At 61.9% G+C, this 18,032-nt stretch carries 15 protein-coding genes; 2 read left to right on the top strand and 13 right to left on the bottom strand.

The genetic code is table 11. The annotated features are described in order from the left end of the window. Nucleotides 1–582 (top strand): hypothetical protein (locus tag P9M14_05600; protein MDP8255204.1); only part of this gene is annotated, 582 nt, incomplete at its 5' end. Between the two features lie 18 nt (nucleotides 583–600). After that, nucleotides 601–2,667 carry a hypothetical protein gene (locus tag P9M14_05595; GenBank protein MDP8255203.1) on the top strand — a complete coding sequence of 689 codons (2,067 nt, stop codon included), beginning with the start codon at nucleotides 601–603 and terminating at the stop codon, nucleotides 2,665–2,667. Nucleotides 2,668–2,691: 24 nt separating this feature from the next. Here P9M14_05595 and P9M14_05590 read toward each other — a convergent pair whose 3' ends face one another. The 13 genes from P9M14_05590 to P9M14_05530 form a co-directional block, all read right to left on the bottom strand. Then, entirely contained in the window at nucleotides 2,692–3,495 is an 804-nt protein-coding gene (locus P9M14_05590) for a hypothetical protein (protein MDP8255202.1), read from the bottom strand. Nucleotides 3,496–3,655: 160 nt separating this feature from the next. After that, on the bottom strand, nucleotides 3,656–4,741 hold the full coding sequence (locus P9M14_05585; GenBank protein MDP8255201.1) for a hypothetical protein: 1,086 nt from the start codon (nucleotides 4,739–4,741) through the stop codon (nucleotides 3,656–3,658). Next, nucleotides 4,738–5,610 (bottom strand): hypothetical protein, encoded by an 873-nt coding sequence (locus P9M14_05580; protein ID MDP8255200.1) that lies wholly within the window; start codon nucleotides 5,608–5,610, stop codon nucleotides 4,738–4,740. Before P9M14_05580 ends, P9M14_05585 begins: the two co-directional genes overlap by 4 nt. Nucleotides 5,611–5,633: 23 nt before the next feature. Then, nucleotides 5,634–7,031, bottom strand: a complete 1,398-nt coding sequence (locus tag P9M14_05575) for a sigma-54 dependent transcriptional regulator (protein ID MDP8255199.1) — start codon at nucleotides 7,029–7,031, stop codon at nucleotides 5,634–5,636. 10 nt (nucleotides 7,032–7,041) lie between these two features. Continuing rightward, nucleotides 7,042–8,478: a HAMP domain-containing sensor histidine kinase gene (locus P9M14_05570; protein MDP8255198.1), complete on the bottom strand. Its 1,437-nt coding sequence runs from the start codon at nucleotides 8,476–8,478 to the stop codon at nucleotides 7,042–7,044. Further along, nucleotides 8,475–8,846 carry a YraN family protein gene (locus P9M14_05565; GenBank protein ID MDP8255197.1) on the bottom strand — a complete coding sequence of 124 codons (372 nt, stop codon included), beginning with the start codon at nucleotides 8,844–8,846 and terminating at the stop codon, nucleotides 8,475–8,477. Before P9M14_05565 ends, P9M14_05570 begins: the two co-directional genes overlap by 4 nt. After that, the gene (locus tag P9M14_05560; GenBank protein MDP8255196.1) at nucleotides 8,846–9,514 is read right to left on the bottom strand and encodes a ribonuclease HII; all 669 of its coding nucleotides are present in this window, start codon (nucleotides 9,512–9,514) and stop codon (nucleotides 8,846–8,848) included. The genes P9M14_05565 and P9M14_05560 overlap by 1 nt, the downstream gene beginning before the upstream one ends. A 158-nt stretch (nucleotides 9,515–9,672) precedes the next feature. Further along, the gene (locus P9M14_05555) at nucleotides 9,673–11,541 is read right to left on the bottom strand and encodes a GNAT family N-acetyltransferase (GenBank protein ID MDP8255195.1); all 1,869 of its coding nucleotides are present in this window, start codon (nucleotides 11,539–11,541) and stop codon (nucleotides 9,673–9,675) included. 1 nt (nucleotide 11,542) lies between these two features. Further along, complete coding sequence (locus P9M14_05550) at nucleotides 11,543–13,648, bottom strand: acetate--CoA ligase family protein (GenBank protein MDP8255194.1); 2,106 nt, start codon at nucleotides 13,646–13,648, stop codon at nucleotides 11,543–11,545. Between the two features lie 145 nt (nucleotides 13,649–13,793). Further along, complete coding sequence (locus tag P9M14_05545; GenBank protein MDP8255193.1) at nucleotides 13,794–15,053, bottom strand: metallophosphoesterase family protein; 1,260 nt, start codon at nucleotides 15,051–15,053, stop codon at nucleotides 13,794–13,796. A 94-nt stretch (nucleotides 15,054–15,147) separates the two neighbouring features. Next, nucleotides 15,148–15,636 carry a redoxin domain-containing protein gene (locus P9M14_05540; protein MDP8255192.1) on the bottom strand — a complete coding sequence of 163 codons (489 nt, stop codon included), beginning with the start codon at nucleotides 15,634–15,636 and terminating at the stop codon, nucleotides 15,148–15,150. A 73-nt stretch (nucleotides 15,637–15,709) separates the two neighbouring features. Then, nucleotides 15,710–16,630 carry a hypothetical protein gene (locus tag P9M14_05535; GenBank protein ID MDP8255191.1) on the bottom strand — a complete coding sequence of 307 codons (921 nt, stop codon included), beginning with the start codon at nucleotides 16,628–16,630 and terminating at the stop codon, nucleotides 15,710–15,712. Nucleotides 16,631–16,779: 149 nt separating this feature from the next. After that, a complete protein-coding gene (locus tag P9M14_05530; protein ID MDP8255190.1) occupies nucleotides 16,780–18,027 on the bottom strand; it encodes a thiolase family protein in 1,248 nt (415 codons plus the stop codon). Nucleotides 18,028–18,032 lie beyond the last annotated feature (5 nt).

The raw sequence follows: 18,032 nt of genomic DNA, 5'->3' as shown, positions 1-18,032 counted from the left end.
GTCTTTGACGAAAACGTCCGCCCCACGGTCCACAAAGCGCACAACGTCTGGTACGACTACATCTATTTGGCCAACTTCGGCCAGGCGGCGCGCGATTACCAGTGGACGATCGAGGACGACCTGCGCCAGCTCGAGAAGTTCCCCGATGGGCCCAAACTGCGCATCATTCCTCCGATGCCCGAGTGCGAGCTCGACCCGATTGGCGAAATACTCAAGCAGCTGAGCGAGGCTCTGGGACTGGAAGAGGTTCTGGACTTCAAATCGAACTGCGCCGAGGGGCGCCAGATCGAGAACCGCTGCCCCACGGACTACGTCTGGCAGCGCAACTCCTGGGAGATCTCTTGCGGCGGCAGCGATAACCTGCGCCAGACCTACGCCGGCATCGACTACATCACGCCCTACTGGATTGGGCGCTACTACGGCTTCGTGCCGCCGGGCAATCCCAATGCCGACGACGACGATGACGACGATATGGCGCCGGACGACGATGACATCCCCGAGCGCGACGGCGACGACGAGGGCGGATCGGGCGGGTACGATTCGTCCGACGACGATGACGACAAAGCGTGCTGCGGCGGTTGAGGAAACAGGGATTAGGCGATGAACAATAGACGCCTGATCTTGTGGTTGCTGATCGTCGCGCTGACCGCGCTGTCTTTGGCCATGGCCGCGGGATGCACGTCTGACGACGACGACGACGACGACGTCACGGACGATGACGATGATGACGACGATAACGACGACGACCAGACGGACCCGGGCGATCCGATCGAGCCCACCGCGGGCTATCTGGAGCGTCAGGCCGAGTACCTGGCCTACTGTTCGGCGGGCAACGGCCCGGGCGAAGGCGGGATTCACGGTCAGGTCTGCCGCCTGGCAATGGACGCTCAGACCCTCGACGAGCAGGCGATCGACAATTCCTGCCAGAAGATCGACGAGCGTCTGGACTGTTCCGACTTCGACCTGAATTCGATTCTGCGAATGCTCTACCTGTTCCGCGACCACCCGACCCTCAGCGATGAGACGTGCTCCCAGCTTGAGCAGACCGTGCTCAACTTCAAGTACTGGCTCGACGAGCCCGGAGACGACGACGTCTGTTGGTGGTCGGAGAACCATCAGATCCTCTATCACACGGCCGAGCTGCTCGCCGGGCAGCTGTTCTACGACGAGGTCTTTCCCAACTCGGGCATGACCGGGGCCGACCACGTGGCACACGCCCTGCCCCTGCTGCAACGCTGGCTGGAGCTGCGCGGCAGGATCGGCTTTGTCGAGTGGCACTCCAACGTCTATTTCAACGAGGACATCCCGGCGCTGGTCAACCTGGTGGACTTTGCCCAGGACGAGCAGATCGCTCTGCGCGCCTCGATGCTGCTTGATCTGCTGGCGTTCGACTTCGCCAATAACTACTACCGCAATCTCTACGCCACGACCCACGGCCGCACCTACCAGAACAAGCTGATCGAGGGCAGCCGCGACAGCACCAACGAGGCGGCCTACGTGATGCTCGGGCTGGCCGACTATCAAAGCGACGGCAACTTCGCCGCCGTGGCCCTGGCCACCAGCACCGACTACTGGCCCCCGGCGCTGCTTGAACCACTCGCGGCCGACGCGCGGCTGAACCACGAGGCGCGCGAGCGGGACGGGATCGATGTGATCGACGGGCCGGACTACGGCATCGGCTACACCGATCACGAGGACGTGATGTTCTGGTGGGGTATGGGCGCCTACGCCGAGCACCACGTGATGATGGGCACGTTGCAGCTGGTCGAGGACTTCGATATGTGGGACGGCTGGCTGTGGTCCGACATCTCGTTCCTGCGTCTGCTGGTCGGCAGCCCGCTGCTGCCCGTGGTCGCCGAGATCTTCGACGATCTGACCCGCGGCCCGGCCCTGGAGACGATCAACACCTACACCTTCCGCACGCCGTACTATCAGCTCTCGGGCGCCCAGGATTTTAAAAAGGGGATGTGGGGCGCGCAGGCGCACATCTGGCAGGCGACCATCGACTTCGACGCGCGGGTCTTCACCAGCTATCCCGGCGGCATGGCCGGCGATTACATGGCCGGCGAATGGACCGGCGGCTGGTTCCCGCGGGCCACGATCCACCGCAATGTGGCTGTGCTGCAGTACTACAGGCGCTCGATACCGCTGGCCGACGATCTGTTCTTCACCGATTACACCCACGCCTTTTTCCCGGTGGCCGGCTTTGACCAGGTCGTGCAGCAAGCCGGCTGGACCTTCGGCCGCAAGGGCGGGTCGTACGTGGCGCTGTATTCGCAAAATCCCACGCAGTGGGTCGACAACGAGGGCGAGCCGCCCTTTGAGCTGCGGGCCGATGGCAAGAGCAACGTCTGGATCTGCGAGCTGGGCTGCGCGGACGATAACGGCGACTTCGATTCGTTCGTCGAACAGATCGCCGCGGCCCCGCTGAGCGTTGGGGCCTGGACCGTGTTCTACGAGTCGCCCTCAATCGGCGAGGTCAACGTGAGCTGGGACGGGCCGATGCTGGTCGAGGGAAATCCGATAGACCTCGGGCCGTTCAAGCGCTGGGACAATAAATATTCCTCGCACGAGTTCGACACCAACCCCACACGAATCGAGTTCGACGGCCAGCGCCTGGAACTCGACTTTGACGAGCCCTATCGCAAATACTGGCTGGAATATTAATCAGGCCGCTGCTGCGGCGCGGGGTCACTGTATGGGAACGTTGTCGTAGACGATCCTGATCGTCGTCGGCGTCAGCCGTGAGTACAGCGACTGGTTGAGTTCCTCGAGGGCCTGTGGGTCGAAGTATTGCGGGTGGGTCGTGCTCGTGCAATAGACGGCGAATATTTCGATCTGCGTATCAGACCCGGTGAGGTTGAACTCGTCGATCTGCCAGCTCATCTCAAAGCTCTGCGTCTCACCGGCTTCAAGGGTGATCGATGTCGGCTCGTTGCCGGTGCCGGGGAACAGCCCGCCGTAGGCGATCTGGTCGGCGATGCGCACGGCGTAGGCCGTGGCCGGAGACGTGTCGGAGCCTAATACCAGTTCCTGATCCGAGACGTTGGTCACGTTAAGCGTGATCAGCACCTCGTCGTGTTTGCCGTAGCTCGTCCGATCGGTCAGCACCTCGAGTTCGATCTGTTTGGTCAGCAGCATGTCCTGCAGCGGCTCCTCGGGGTAGCCGTCGATGATCTCGATCGTCTGCAAGGCGTCGGCGTAATACGGATAGCGCGCGGTCAGCGTCCACTGCCCATCGCCCATCTCGGCCGGCAGTGTGTAGGCGCCCTGGATATCGGTCAGCAGGCTGAAGCCCGCGTCGCCCAACTCGACCTTGATTGTTCCGTGGTTGTCGCTGTCGTTTAAATACGCATGGCCGGTCATGGTCTTGGGCGGCGGTTCCAGGTCGTCGTTCTCCAGCCCGATCTGGTCCATGCACGCGACGTTGAGCAGCACGCCGATCATCAGCAGAAGCAGCAGGGTTGATGCTATGTTGCGATTCATAACGCTCATGGTTCAACAATCTCCGCTGGAATATAGAGGCAAAACCCGTGCCGGAAGAAAAACAGCCTCTATCCCTCTTGTCGAGCAAATTATATACGTTTTATCGACTGTTATGCTCAAATTTCTGATGTTCAGCATCAACTTTTCGTGGTCCGGTATCAACGTCGACTCAAAAGCTGAACTGGAAGCCTACGGAGACAACGTCTTTAACAAAACGGAAGTTGTCGTCGGGCTCGTTGCTCCAGTAGCGGCTGAAGCGGGTCTCGATGTCGAGGATTTTGTGCGCGTGGATCGTGGCGCGCAGGGCCACCGCGTTGAGGTGTTCCTCCTCGTCTTCCACGCCTCCCGAATGCGGCAGGGTCACTTCCTCGTGGCTGTCGCGCCATTGGAAGATCCCCAGCCAATGCAGCGATAGGCGGTCGATCACCGGCATCGAGAAAGCGGTGGAGAGCACGTGACTGGTGTAGCTCTCGCCGTAGCTGTTCGAATCCTTGATGCGCAACGCGTATCCCAGGTGGGCCCGGATCCGCCAGCGCAGATCGAGCCAGACTTGCGGCTCGTGGCGGTCGTCCACGCGGCGCGTGTTGCGTTGTACCAGGATCACGTCTCCGCCGCCCTGGCCCACGCGGCGGAACGCGCCGAAGGCGTAACGCTTCTGGCTGAACACGTAGTCCAGCCCGGCCTGCACGTGGCGCGAGAAGTTACGGCTGAACGAGCCGTTGTAGCGGTGGACCCAGTAGTCGAAGTAATCGAGCTCAATGTAATCGAAACGGTCGAAGCCCACGGCGGCCTTGATCGTGAAGTCCGCGGGCAGGCCCCGTTGGTAGAACGCGTCGAGCAGCAGCTTGTCGTAGCTGCTTCGGCTGCCGCGCAGGTTGTGCAGCTTGAAGTTGGCCGAGACCCCGATATCGGTGAGGTTGAACGAGCTGTTGACGTAGCCCAGGAACAGACTGTTGACTAGCGTGTCCTCGCGCTCGAGATCGATGTACTTTTTCCCCCCGATCAAATAGCGCAGTTCCAGCCGGTGCGCGTCGCGCGGCAGGTAGAGCAGGTCAAAGGAGTAGAGCAGCCTGAGCAGGAAGTCCTGGTCCGGGTTCGACGGCGTGCGCAGCACATTGTCGTCGTATTCCAAAGACAGCGTAGCGCTGTGAGCGATGTTCGTCTCGGCCGCAGCGGGCAGCGTTGCCAATCCGAGCAACAGGGCTGATAGCAGCGCGGCCGCAATCATCGCCATCGGGCCGTTTCGCGCCCTCATTGGACGTTCCCCCCTTTCCGCCGGTTGGCGGCCTCGATCTCGAATTGTTCAGCCCTGCGCGCCAGCTCGTCGGCAATCGATTTAAGCCGGGGCAGCTCGGATTTGAGCGCTTCGATCTGTTGGTCGTACTGCTCGAGTTTGGGCGGAGAGCGTTGGCCGAAAGTTTGGATCACTCCGCCGTCCTCAAAGAATCGTTCGCGCTCGATGGTTTCCCACATCTCGAGGTCCATCTGGCGGTCCTGCTCGAGCTCGGCGATCAGCCGCTCGACCTGTCTGATGCGCGCGCGCACGCGGCGCCGGGTGTCGCGCAGAATCGCGGCCTTCTCCAGCAGGTCATCGACGCTGTCCAGCGGATCGATGGTCAGCTGGATCGGCACCTGCGGATCGATTTCGGTGCTGTGGCTCGAGGCCGGAACCCGCGACTTGGCCTGGCGCAGATCGAAGTAGGAGGCCAGCTGCTCGGCGCGTCGGCCGCGGTCTTGCTCGGCGTCGATCTGTTCGGCCAGACGGTTGAGCTCGATGGTGTATTCCTTGCGCAGTGCGTCGCGCGTTCGTTGCAGGTCCGAGTCGTAGGCTGCCAGCCGGCTCTCGACGGTCGAGAGCTCGCGGCTGAGTCGGCGCTGCCGGTTGAGCAGCTCGTCCAGCCGCTGTTTGTTGAAAAAGCCCGAATCCTGCTCAAGCCGCAGCTTGAGTTGTTCGATGCGCCGTCCCAGATCCTCGTTTTCCTGCAGCTTGCGTTGCCGGTCGCGTTCAAGGTCGCTGATACGTATCTGGATGCGTTGGATCTTGTCCTGCAGTTCGTCGATCCGCGTACTCTGAGCGCGCACGCTTCCCGGCAGGGCCGCCAACAGCAGCAACAGGGCGATCAACGCCGGAAGAACGCGGCCGCGCGTCAGGTCTCCCCCTTCTCCTGGATCAGACCGTACTTCTCGAGCTTGTAGTACAGCGCGCTGGTCTTGATGCCCAGCAGTTTGGCCGTCTCGGTCTTGACCCCGTTGGCGCGCCCGTAGGCGGCCTTGATCAGATCGCGCTCGATCTCGTCGACGATCTCGGGCAGCGGCCGAGTGCCCAGCTGGGATTCCAGGTCGCCGCGCGGTCGGTCGATGGCCATGAACATCGGCAGGTCCGAGGCGCGGATCACCTCGCCGTCGGTGAGCACCATCGACTGCTCGATGATGTTTTCCAGCTCGCGGATGTTGCCCGGCCAGTAATACTCCATCAGGACGTTCATCGCCTCTTCGTCGATCATCCGCACCTTCTTATTGGTGCGTTTGCCAAGCTTGGTGATGAAGTGCTCGACCAGCGGCGGGATGTCCTCCTTGCGTTCGCGCAGCGGTGGAACCTTGATCGGTACGATGTGCAGTCGATAGTAGAGATCCTCGCGGAAGTTGTTCTTGCGGATTTCCTCGAGCAGGTCCTTGTTGGTGGCGGTGATTACCCGCACGTCGATTTTGATCGGCTGGGTTCCGCCGACGCGCTCGAACTCGCGCTCCTGCAGCACCCGCAACAGCTTGAGCTGAATCAGCGGGCTGATGTCGCCGATCTCGTCGAGAAACAGCGTGCCCTTGTGCGCCAGCTCGAAGCGTCCCAGTTTGCGCCGCACCGCGCCGGTGAACGAGCCTTTCTCGTGGCCGAACAGCTCGGACTCGAGCACGCCCTCGGCCAGGGCCGAGCAGCTGAGCTTGATAAACGGGCCCTCGGCGCGGTCGGAATGGTAGTGGATCGCCCGCGCGATCAGTTCCTTGCCGGTGCCGGATTCACCGTAGATGAAGACCGTGCTGCCTCCGCCGGCCACCTTGCGGATCGTGGAGAAGATCTCCTCCATCTTCGAAGAGTCGCCGACGATCTCCTCGAAGTTGTACTCGCGGCGCTCCTCCTCGCGGAAGTATTCGGTGGTCTGGGTCAACCGCTGTCGGTCCCGGCTGAGCTGGACCATCTCCAGCGCCTGGTTGACCTTCATCCGCAGGTAGTCCTGGCTGAACGGCTTGGTGATGAAGTCAAACGCCCCCTTGCGCATCGACTCGACCGCGGTCTCGATCGAACCGTAGGCGGTAAGGATCATCACCAGTTGCTCCGGCGCTTTCTCGCGGATCCGGGTGAGAACCTCCATTCCGTCGATCGGTTCCATCTTCAGGTCGGTCAGCACGAAGTCGAAGGTCTCCTCGTCGAAGCGCTCGAGCCCCTCGGCTCCGGAGCTGGCCCCGACCACGTGGTGCCCCATCTTGGTGATGACCTTCTCCATGCCCTCGCGCATGGTCTCGTTGTCTTCGACGATCAGAATGTTGGCCACTTGCAGCTCCTTATTCCAGCGGCAGGATCACGGTCGCCAGCGTGCCGTGGTCGGGCGCCCGTTGAATCTTCAGCTCTCCACCCAGCGCTTGGACGATCTTCAGCGAATAGGACAGCCCCAGGCCCGACCCGCGCTCCTTGGTCGTGAAAAAGGGCTCAAATATCTTTTCGATGTTCTCTGGTTTGATTCCCGAGCCGTTGTCGAGCACGCTGATCCGCAGCTCGCCCTCGCCCTCGTTGGTTACGATCCGCACCAATCCGCCTGGCCCGCAGGCCTGGGCGGAGTTGGTCAGCAGGTTGAGCAGCACCCGCCGCAGCAGGTCCTGGTCGAGCATGTAGCAGTCTTGCAGATGCCCGTCCTCGCGTTCGACAGTGATGTCGCGCTCCAATGCCTGGCCCGAGATCAGCGGCACCACCTCGTCGAGAAACTCGCCGAGGTTGACCCGGCGCGGCTCGGGCACAATGCTGCGGGTGAAGTCGAGGAAGTCGTTGACCACTCTGTCCAATGAGCGCAGCTCCTTGCGGATCTTGGCCACGTAGCCGCGCGCTTCGTCCTGATCCGCTCCCAGCTCCTCGGACAGCAGGTCGATGAACAGCCCGATGCCGCCCAGGGGGTTGCGCACCTCGTGGGCGATGCCGCGTTGCAGCATTAACAGGTGTTCGTCGCGGGCCACGATATTGGCGCGCATTTCCTCCATGCTGCGCGCTAAAAAGCCGATCTCGTCCTCGCCGTGGGGCTCGATTTCGCGTTCGAGCTCGCCCTCGCCGATGCGGCGCGCCTCGTCGACCAGCTCGGCGATCGGACGCTCGATGCGGCTGGCGAACAGCAGGCTGATTACGACGATCGCCAGGCCGGCCAGCGCCTCGACGAACACCAGGTTGCGGCGCAACGCCTTGAGCTGATCAAAGAACACCACCGAGGCGTCGACGCGCACCATCGCCGCGACCAGTCCGTCCTCGCCCAGCAGCGGAGCGTAGCCGCTCATGTACAGCGCACCGCTGGGACCAGCAAAGAGGGTCGAGGCTGTGGGCTGTCCGGTGAGCACGCGTTCGATCTCCAGCCGATCAGCCTCGAGCTCGGGCAGCAGCTGTCCGATGTGGATTCCGGCGCGGGTGTCCAGCAGGCTCGCTCCGTCCGGATTGAACAGCGAGATTCGCGTGGCCTCGTTGGCGTCACGGACTTTGATCAGCCGTTCGCGAAGCTTTTCGTAATTGAGACTTTCCTCTTCGCCAGGTGCGAGCAGATGCACACGGTCAAGCGGCAGGTGCAGCGCGGCGCTCGAGGCGATGGCCACCAGCCTGCGGCCCATCTCCTGTTCCAAGGAGAAGCGCACCATGAAATAGAAGACCGTGCCGAACCCGGCGATGATCGCCAGGGTCGGGACGAGGTAGATCACGATCAGCTTGCTGCGAATGCGGCGGCGGATCTTCGGGACTTGGCGCGTCATCCGTCGGCCTCGAAAATACCGCGGTAGTGGATGCAGCTGCCGAACAGGCCGATCGGACCGTAGCGCACTGCCACCAGGTCGAAGCGCAGCTGCGATTGTTTGATCTCGCGGGAGGCGAGATATTCCTCGGCCAAGGCGATCAGCTTGCGACGCTTACGCAGATTCACGCTCTCCTCGGGCGAGACCATCGAGCCCTTTTGCCGGGTGCGCACCTCGACGATGACCAGCGTGTCCTGCTCCAGGGCGATGATGTCGAGCTCTCCGCGACGCACGGTCCAGTTGCGCTCGATAATGCGCAACCCATGACGCATCAGGTGGCGCGCCGCGAGCCGCTCGCCCCATTTGCCGCGCGCCATACGATGGTCCATCACAACCTCTGTCGCAGATCCGATATCTGACGGTAGGTCTTGCGGTGGATCGGGCACACGCCGTGTTGTCGCAGCGCGAGCAAATGCGCCTCGGTACCGTAGCCCTTATGCCGGGCAAAGCCGTAATCAGGGTAGAGCTTGTCCATCTCGAGCATGATGTCGTCGCGTTCGACCTTGGCGATGATCGAGGCCGCGGCCACGGAGATCGAGCGCAGTTCCCCCTTGACCAGAGTGCGTTGGGGAAGAACCGTGGGGATCGGCGTGATGCCGTCGACCAGCAGGTAATCGGGCTGCTGTTGCAGCGCGTCCACAGCGCGGCGCATCGACTGCATCGTGGCCTGCAAGATGTTCATGCGGTCGATCTCAGCTGGCTCGGCGCGGCCCACGCCGATGGCGATCGCTTTATCCCTGATCTTGACGTACAGCTCGCGGCGTTTGGCATCACTCAGGCGCTTGGAGTCGGTCAGCCCCTTGATCCGCGAGCCCGCGGGCAGGATTACCGCGGCGGCCAGCACCGGTCCGGCCAGCGGTCCGCGCCCGGCCTCGTCGATTCCCGCGACATGGGCGAATCCTTGGTTTCGCAGCCAGCGTTCAAAATGGTCGTGCTCCAGCCCCATTTTGCGCATGTCGAACAGGTCGAGTTGTTTGGGTTTCCTGCGGCGCGCCATACCCTATCAAGCCCCCGTTGAGCGTTATCAGTGCCCGATATTGTAGCGCATGATCGATCAACTCGAAAACACAGGGGAATCGCTCAAAGAAAAAAAAGGGCCGGCCCAATGGCCGGCCCCGGTTGGTCTGATCGACGGCCAAGCGGCCGCCAGGTGCTTTAGAACTCGAGCTTGAAGCTGAACACTCCGCCGCTCAGATGGCTGGTGAGCTGGCTGCCGCTCTTGTGCATCACCGACTGCATCGGATGATTCTGCGCCAGCACCTCGGCGGTAAAGCCGCGGATGCCGTTGCGCTTGGCGATTAGCATCAGGTACTTGAGCAGATAGGTGCCGATCCCCTTGTCCTGCCAGTCGTCGCGTACGATGAACGCCACCTCGGCCAGGTTGGTCGCCTTGTCCAGGTAGTAGCTGCCCATAGCGATGATGTCCTCGCCGTGTGCCTCGGGGATCGTGCCGACGATCGCCACCTCCTGGCGGTGATCGACGAACACGAAGTTCTGGATCTGCTTCTGCGGCAGGTGCTTCATCCGCGACATGAAGCGGTAGTACACGGTCTGCTGGGACAGCTCGTAGAACATGTCCTGCATCAGCGGCATGTCCGTGGGGTGGATCGGCCGGAAGTTGATCTGGGTGCCGTCGTTGATCAGGTAGGTGGTGCGCAGGCCCTCGGGGGCGATCATGATCTTGCCCTCGACCTCGCTGAGCTCGGAGCGCACGAACTTGTACTCGATGGCCTCGCGCAGCAGTTGGGCGCGGAACTTGGGGTCGGCGATGCTGATCAGCGCCATGGACCGCGCCTGCACGCTCTTGCCGTGCAGATAGGCCACGCCGTGTTCGGTGGCCACGTAATGCACGTCGCCGCGGGTGGTCACCACTCCGGCGCCCGGGGTCAGCCGCGTGACGATGCGCGAGATCGTGCCGTTCTTGGCGGTCGAGGGCAGCGCGATGATCGCCTTGCCGTTGATCGAGCGGGCCGCTCCGCGGTTGAAGTCGACCTGGCCGCCGATGCCCGAGAAGAACTTCTCACCCAAACTGTCGGCGCAGACCTGGCCGGTGAGGTCGACCTCCAGCGCCACGTTCATCGAGACCATCTTGTGCTGTTGGCCAATGACGAACGGATCGTTGACGTACTCCGTGGGATGGAAGCCGAAGGTTTCGTTGTCGTCGATGTAGTCGTAAAGCCGGCGTGTGCCCATGGCGAAACTGGCCACGATCTTCCCCTGCTCCCGCGACTTGCGCTTGCCGGTGACCGCGCCGGACTCGATCAGGTCGATCACCGCGTCGCTGAGCATCTCGGTGTGGATTCCAAGGTCCTTGCGGTCGCGCAGAAACTCGAGCACGGCCTGGGGAATGCGGCCGATGCCGATCTCGATGGTGCAGCCGTCCTCGATCAGCGAGGCGATGTTCTGCGCCACCTTGCGCGTGACCTCCGTGCTCTCCTGCGGCGTGTAGTACAGCAGCGGCACGTCGGTGTAGACCAGCAAATCCATGTCGGTGATGTGCAACATCGAATCGCCGTGGGTACGTGGCATCTGCGGATTGACCTGGGCGATGACCAGCGAGGCGTTTTCCGCGGCGCTCTTGACGATGTCCACCGCGATGCCCAGGCTGACCATCCCGCGCTCGTCCGGCGGCGAGACCTGGATCAGCGCCGCGTCCAACGGCAGTTGTCCGAGGTCGAACAGCCGCGGGATGTCCGAGAGGAATATCGGCGTATAGTCGCCCAGCCCCTCCTGGATCGTGTCGCGCACGTTTTCCGAGATGAAGAAGCTGTTGACGCGGAAGTGCTGGCGCAGCTTCTTGTGTGCGTAGGGGGCCTCGCCCAGGGCGAGGAAGTGGATGATCTCGACGTCGACCAGCTCCTGCGAGCGCGCGGTAAGCGCCCTGACCAGCTCCTGGGGTTGGGCGCAGCCCGTGCCGATGAACACGCGGTGGCCCGGCTTGATCTGCGACACCGCCTGCTCGGAGGTGACGATCATGTCTTTGTATTTCTGCTGCCAGTTCGGATCAAATCTCGATTTACTCATGTCAGTGACTCTCCTTGGAGAGCGTGATGCGCGCGTCGGCGGCCAGCGACTCTTTGCCGACCTCGCGGACGATCAGCGGGTTGATGTCCATCTCCATAATCAGCGGGAAGTCGGTCACCAGCTGACTCATCCGTTGCAGGGCGGTGGCGATGCTCTGCATGTCCACGGCCTCCATGCCGCGGGTCCCCTTGAGCAGCGCGTAGGAGCGCGTGCCCTCGAGCATCTGCATCGCCTCCTCGGCCGTGATCGGCGCGAGGTGGAATGTGACGTCCTTCATCACCTCGACGAAGATTCCGCCCAGGCCGAACATCAGCATCGGTCCGAACTGCGGGTCGCGGGTCATGCCGATGATCACCTCGCGTCCGCGCGGCACCATTTGCTCGACGTAGACACCGGAGAGGTCGGCGTTGGGGGCGCGCTGGCGGACGCGCATCATCATCAGGTCGTAGGCGTCGCGCACCAGATCGGGGCTGATCAGGTTGAGCTTGACCCCGCCGATGTCCGACTTGTGAACGATGTCCGGCGAGACGATCTTCATCGCCACGGGCAGGCCGATGCGCATTGCGATGTCAACGGCCTCTTCCGCGTCCACGGCGAACGAGCCTTCGGGTGCGCTGAAGCCGTAGGCGGTGAGGATCTCTTTGGCGTCCGGCTCGCTAAGCTGGGTGCTGTTCATCCGCGAGTTGCGGGAGATGATGCGCTCGACCCGCCGGCGGTTGACCGGAAAGCGTTGGACGATGCGCGGCGGGCGGTTGCGCCAAGTGGCGTACTCGACCATCGCGCGCAGGGCGTTGACCGCGCGCTCGGGCGACGGGAAGTCGGGCAGATTGTATTCCACGAGCTTGGCCCGCGCGGGCATCACGTCCGAGCCGCCCATGAACGCGGCGAGGATCGGCTTGCTGCCCGAGGCCTCGTGGCTCTGGGCGATCTGCAGCGCGGTTTCGGCCGGCTTGGTCATCGCCTGCGGGGTGAGGATCACCACCGTGGCGTCCACCGAGTCGTCCTTCTGTGCGACCTGGATCGCCTTGGCGTAGCGATCGGGCGAGGCGTCGCCGAGCACGTCGATCGGGTTGGCCACGCTGGCCGCGGTGGGCAGGCTTTTTTTGAGTTCGTCCGAGGCGGCCTGCCCCAGCCGGGTGACTTTTAAGCCGCAGTTCTCCACCGCGTCGGCGGCCATCGCTCCCGGGCCGCCGGCATTGGTGATGATCGCCACGCGATTGCCCTGGGGCAGCTGCTGCATCGAGAACGCCGTGGCGTAGTCCAGCAGGTTCTCGAAAGTATCGGCGCGGATCACGCCCGCGCGCTTGAACGCCGCGCCGTAGGCCACATCCGCGCCGGACAGGCTGCCGGTATGCGACGAGGCGGCCTTGGCCCCGGCCTCGGTGATGCCGGCCTTGAGCACCATCACCGGCTTGTTGCTCGCCGCCTCCGAGGCGGCCTTAATGAACTCCTCGCCGGATGTGATGCTTTCGAGGTAGACCACGATCACTTTAGTCTGTTCGTCCTGGGAAAAGGCCCGCAGGAAGTCGTTCTCGTCCAGGTCGGCCTTGTTGCCGATGCTGACCATCTTGGCCAGGCCGAGCTTACGCTCGTTGGCCCAGTCGAGGATCGCGGTGCACAGGGCGCCGGATTGGGAGATTACCGAGATACCGCCCTTGGACGGATGGTGCTTGGCAAAGGTCGCGTTCATCCCGTTGTCGGTGTTGATCAGTCCCAGGCAATTGGGGCCGAGCATTTTGACTCGGTTGGCGCGGCACAGCTCGGCGACCTCGCGCTCGAGACGCGCACCCTCCTGGTTGACCTCCTTGAACCCGGCGGTGATAACCGCCATTGCCTTGGTTCCGGCCCTGATCGCGCTGTTGGCGGCGTCGTAGACCATCGCCGTGGGAACGGTGATAACCGTCAGGTTGACGCTGCCCTCGTAGTGCCCAATCTCGGGATAGCACTTTAAACCGAGGATCTCGTCGGCCGAGGGGTTGATCGGTACGATCGTGCCCTTGAAACCGCTCTTGATTAGATTGGCGACAACCTCGTGACCCACTTTGCCCGGAGTCCGGGATGCACCGATAACTGCAACTGTTTCTGGATAAAGTAGTTGTTCAAGCATAGTACTTCCGGTGAAGGAGTTTCAGGCGGGATTTCAGTATGCTTGCGCAACGAGAAAAGATCAAGGCGAAAACCAACTTCCGGTATTCATCAAACCGCTGCCTTTTCGGCGGCTGATCGACGTCGTGTTGCCGCTCTAATCCTTGCTAATGATTCAGAGTGAAATGATCGAGCAGCACGCCCTCGGGCGTTTGCGCCTCGATCGTCAGCGTCTTGCCCTGCACCTGGACCAGGGTGAAATGATGGAACGGTTGGTAGACGACGATGTGTTCCCAATCCTTCTGGAACGAGTCCAGTGCCCCTCCGGCGCCGCCGGTGATGATGTGGGTCACGCCGCCCATCTCGCCGCGTTCGTAGTCGTGGGCGTGCCCCGAGAAATAGAGGTCCACGCCGTACTGCTCCATCAGCGGTCGCAGGATGTGGCGCACGCCGGGCTCGCCGTCGTAGCCCGGATGGCCCCAGCCCTCGCAGTACGCCGGATGGTGGGCGTAGACCACGATCCACTCCACCTCAACGTCTTCGTTGGCCTGCGCAAGCTGTTGCTCGAACCATTGGTACTGGGTCGAGCCGGGTACGTGCAGCCAGTTGGTGTCCAGGCCGATGAAGCGCACGTTGCCGTAGCTGAAGCTGTACCAGCGCTCGGGCTCGGGATAGCTGAACAGCTCGAAGAAATACTCGGTCTCTTTCTCGTGGTTGCCCAGCAACGCATAGATCGGTTTTTCCGCGAAAAGCTCGGCCCCGGGAATGAAGAAGCCCTCATCGAACTCCTCGCGGTTGCGTCCGTCAACGGTTAGATCGCCGGCGTAGAGCACGATGTCCGGATCAGCCTCGATTACCGAATCGACGACTATGCCGTGGATGTCCGGGACCACGTGGCTGTCGGCCAGCACTGCGAACTTGAACGGCGAGTCAACCGCCGGAGCCGTGGCAAAGCTGTGCATTGGGCTTTGTTCGCCGTTGGAGCGCACCACGTACTCGTAGTTGGTGCCCAAATCCAGGTCCACCAGCTCGACTTCGTGGTGGGTCGATTCATCCCAGTGGCAGAACGACCAACCCAATGTCGTGCTCGGACCCCATTTAACGATGGTGTTGGCCGGCTCTGCGGTCTCCCACATCAGGCGGATCGAGTTCTGGGTGACATGTTGCAGATACGGTCCGCGGATGATCTGCGACGAGCTTTGATAGTCCGGCGTACCCTCGCAATCAGGCGGCGGCTGTTCGTCGTCGTCATCAGCCGTATCGTCGTCATCAACCGTGTCGTCCTCAGAAATATCGTCGTCGTCCTGGGCCGCGTCGTCGTCATCGTCGGAATTGTTGTCGTTGCAGCCCGATGCGGCCGCCAGCAGGCCGGAAAGCAGTACGATGCCGAGAAGCGCAATCAGCAAGCGGGTTTTTTTATAGGACATCGCGGTCTCCCGAAATTTTATAGCTTCCATCGAAGACAGATTATAAGGCTCCCGCCCATCGATTACCATTGTCCGGCCTACACACCAAAAGAGATCAGTCGAGATTCCTGCCCGACGCAATTGCGGCGGCGTCGGTCTCGATCTCCCGCAGGGTGCTCGGCGAGGCGTCGCTGTAGACCCGCAGCACCTGCGCCGAAGGAGAGATCAGAAAAACCACAGGCAGCTTGCGCACACCGAAATGTTCGCTGATCCGGCCGCTGCTGTCGAGGATGAAGCTGAACGGCAGCTGCTGTTGGATTTCGATTTCGCGCAGGGCGTCACGGTCCGAGGTCCGGGCCGCCACGCAGGCGATGCTCAGCTTGGATTGTGTCGGCGCTATTCTGCGCAACGTTGCGAGCATGGCCTGTGAATCCTGGTCCCAGGTGGCGTAGAAAAACAGGATCAGTGTTTTTTCGATCGAATTGTAAAAATAGAAGCGCGAGCCGTCGAGTTGGTCTGCGCTGAAGTTCGGCACCCTCTCCCCGCGCTCAAGCAGTCGATCGCCGCTGCAACCAATGAGCAGCAACACGCAGGCCAGAAGCACCGCGAGCAATCCAAATAAAAACCTCCCCGCCCGATAAAAACGAGCGGGGAGATCGCTCGGACGGTTCAATCTACTACCAGCTGACGTTGCTGCCCTGGGTCAGCTCCAACGGGTTGTTCTGCGGGTTCTGCACATCCCAACGATAGATCTTGTACAGCCCGCTTTCGGGCTCAATGTCGTGAAAAAGTATCCAGCGTCCGCTGGGCGAAACGCTGAACGGGATCTCGTTGTAGGTCAGCTTTGTCAGACGTTGCAGGTCGGTGCCGTTGCGGCTGACGAAATACAGCGGACCCACGGGTTCGGCGTCGGCACCGCAACGCGTGCGGAAGATCACACCGCGTTCGTCCGGGGTGAAATAGGCGTCGAAGCCCTTGAACTCCTCGAAGCTGCAATCGCCGCGCTCGACGATGTCCGAGGATCGGGCCAGACATTTGCTGTGTCCGCGCGCGCCGCTGAGTACTCGCAGTGAATTGCCCGTGTCGCTGTTGAATCTGGTATACGGCGAACGGCCGGTGATGGGCAGTGGGCGAACGATCCGCGAATAGACCATGCTCGGATCAATCGGGTTCTTGGACTTGGCGGCGGGGTTTACCTGTACGAACTGATTCGCGTCCTCCCGCTTCTCGCGGTAGATCAACATGTGCCCGTCGCTGGTCCACCAAATACGCGAAGCCGGTTCGCTGGTCACGATCAATTCGACGCTGCTTTGCGTAAAGTCGAGCAACTGCAGATCTCCGTCGGCGAAGAACGCCAGCTCGTTGTTGTCCGGAGAAACAGCGGGCATGGTTCCGACGACGACCTGCTGCAGGTTACTGCCGTCGATGTAGATCCTGTAAATCGTTCCGTTGTTCTCGAAGTAGATCGGATTGGCCATGTCAGCCGGGTCGAACGCCGCTGCTTCGGGTGCGGCCTGTTCGGCCTGCTGCGCCACTGCAGTAAACGACAACAGCGACAAGGCCATAACCGTAATCAGGAACAGACGCGATAACTGCATCGAAATCCTCCGCCATGAGTTGAACTTTGGTGGATTTTCGTGGTTATCGCGCTATTAATCAACCCCAGTGAGTTCGATGCCTGGAGCTGATGCCAAAAAAAGAAAAAGCCCCGACGGCGAATGCGCCGTCGGGGCCGAACGAAGCTAGATTATTTCTCTTCGTACAGCAGGTTCTCGTAGAGTCCGGCTGCTCCCATACCGCCGCCGATGCACATCGTGACCACACCGTACTTCAGGTTGTTGTCCTTCATGTGGTAGACAATCTGGGTGGTCAGCTTGGCGCCGGTGCAGCCCAGCGGATGCCCCAGGGCGATCGCGCCGCCGTTGGGGTTGACCCGCGGATCATCCACGAGACCCAGCTCGCGTGAGCAATACACGCCCTGGCTGGCGAACGCCTCGTTGAGCTCGAACACGCCGATGTCGTCCATGCCGATGCCCAGGGGCTTGCCGACCTTCTCCATCAGTCGTGGGACGGCCAGTGCCGGTCCGATGCCCATCAGCTCGGGCTCAAAGGCCACGGTGACCACGCCGTGAACGCGGGCCATCGGAGTGAGGCCCAGCTCTTCGGCCTTCTCGCGCGCCATCAGCAGCACTGCGGCTGCGCCGTCGCTCATCTGCGAGCTGTTGGCTGCCGTCACTGTGCCAAGCTTGCCCTTGGGCTCGGAGCCGTCGAACAGCTTCTCGGGCGTTTTGGCCTTGGGGTTGGCGAATGCGGGACGTAGCTTGGCCATGGTCTCAATGTTGGCGTCGCCGCGCGGTCCCTCATCGACCTCGAACACGAACTCTTTTTTATTGCCCTTGCCGTCAAACATGTAGGTGTTGAGCGGTACGATCTGCTCTTTGAACGCGCCGGTCTCGTTGGCCTTGGCCGCCTTGCGGTTGGACTCCAGTCCGAACTGGTCCTGGTCCTCGCGGCTGACGCCGTATTTCATGGCCACGTTCTCAGCGGTCTGTCCCATGCCCGAGTAGGCGCCGGGCCAATCTTTGCCAAGTTTGATGTTGGGCACGATCTTATTGCCGCCCATCGGGATCATGCTCATGGTCTCGGTACCGCCGCCGATGCCGACGTCGATTGTTCCGGCCATGATATCGGTGGCGACGTTCCAGATCGCCTGCATTCCCGAGGAGCAGTAGCGGTTAAGAGTCATTGCGGGGACGGTCTGCGGCAGGCCGGCCAGGAACACCGCGTTACGAGCTACGTTCATGCCCTGCTCGGCCTCGGGCATGGCGCAGCCGAAGACTACATCATCGATAATTTCCGGCTTGATGCCGGCACGCTTCACCACTTCGGCAATAACGGTTGCGGCCATGTCGTCGGGCCTGGTATCAACCAGCGACCCGCGTTTGGCCTTACCGACTGCCGTGCGGCACGCAGCAACGATTACGACTTCGCGCATCTGTA

It is taken from the genome of Candidatus Alcyoniella australis, from assembly GCA_030765605.1.
Taxonomy (GTDB): domain Bacteria; phylum Lernaellota; class Lernaellaia; order JAVCCG01; family Alcyoniellaceae; genus Alcyoniella; species Alcyoniella australis.
This window is presented reverse-complemented; position numbering and strand designations above follow the sequence as displayed.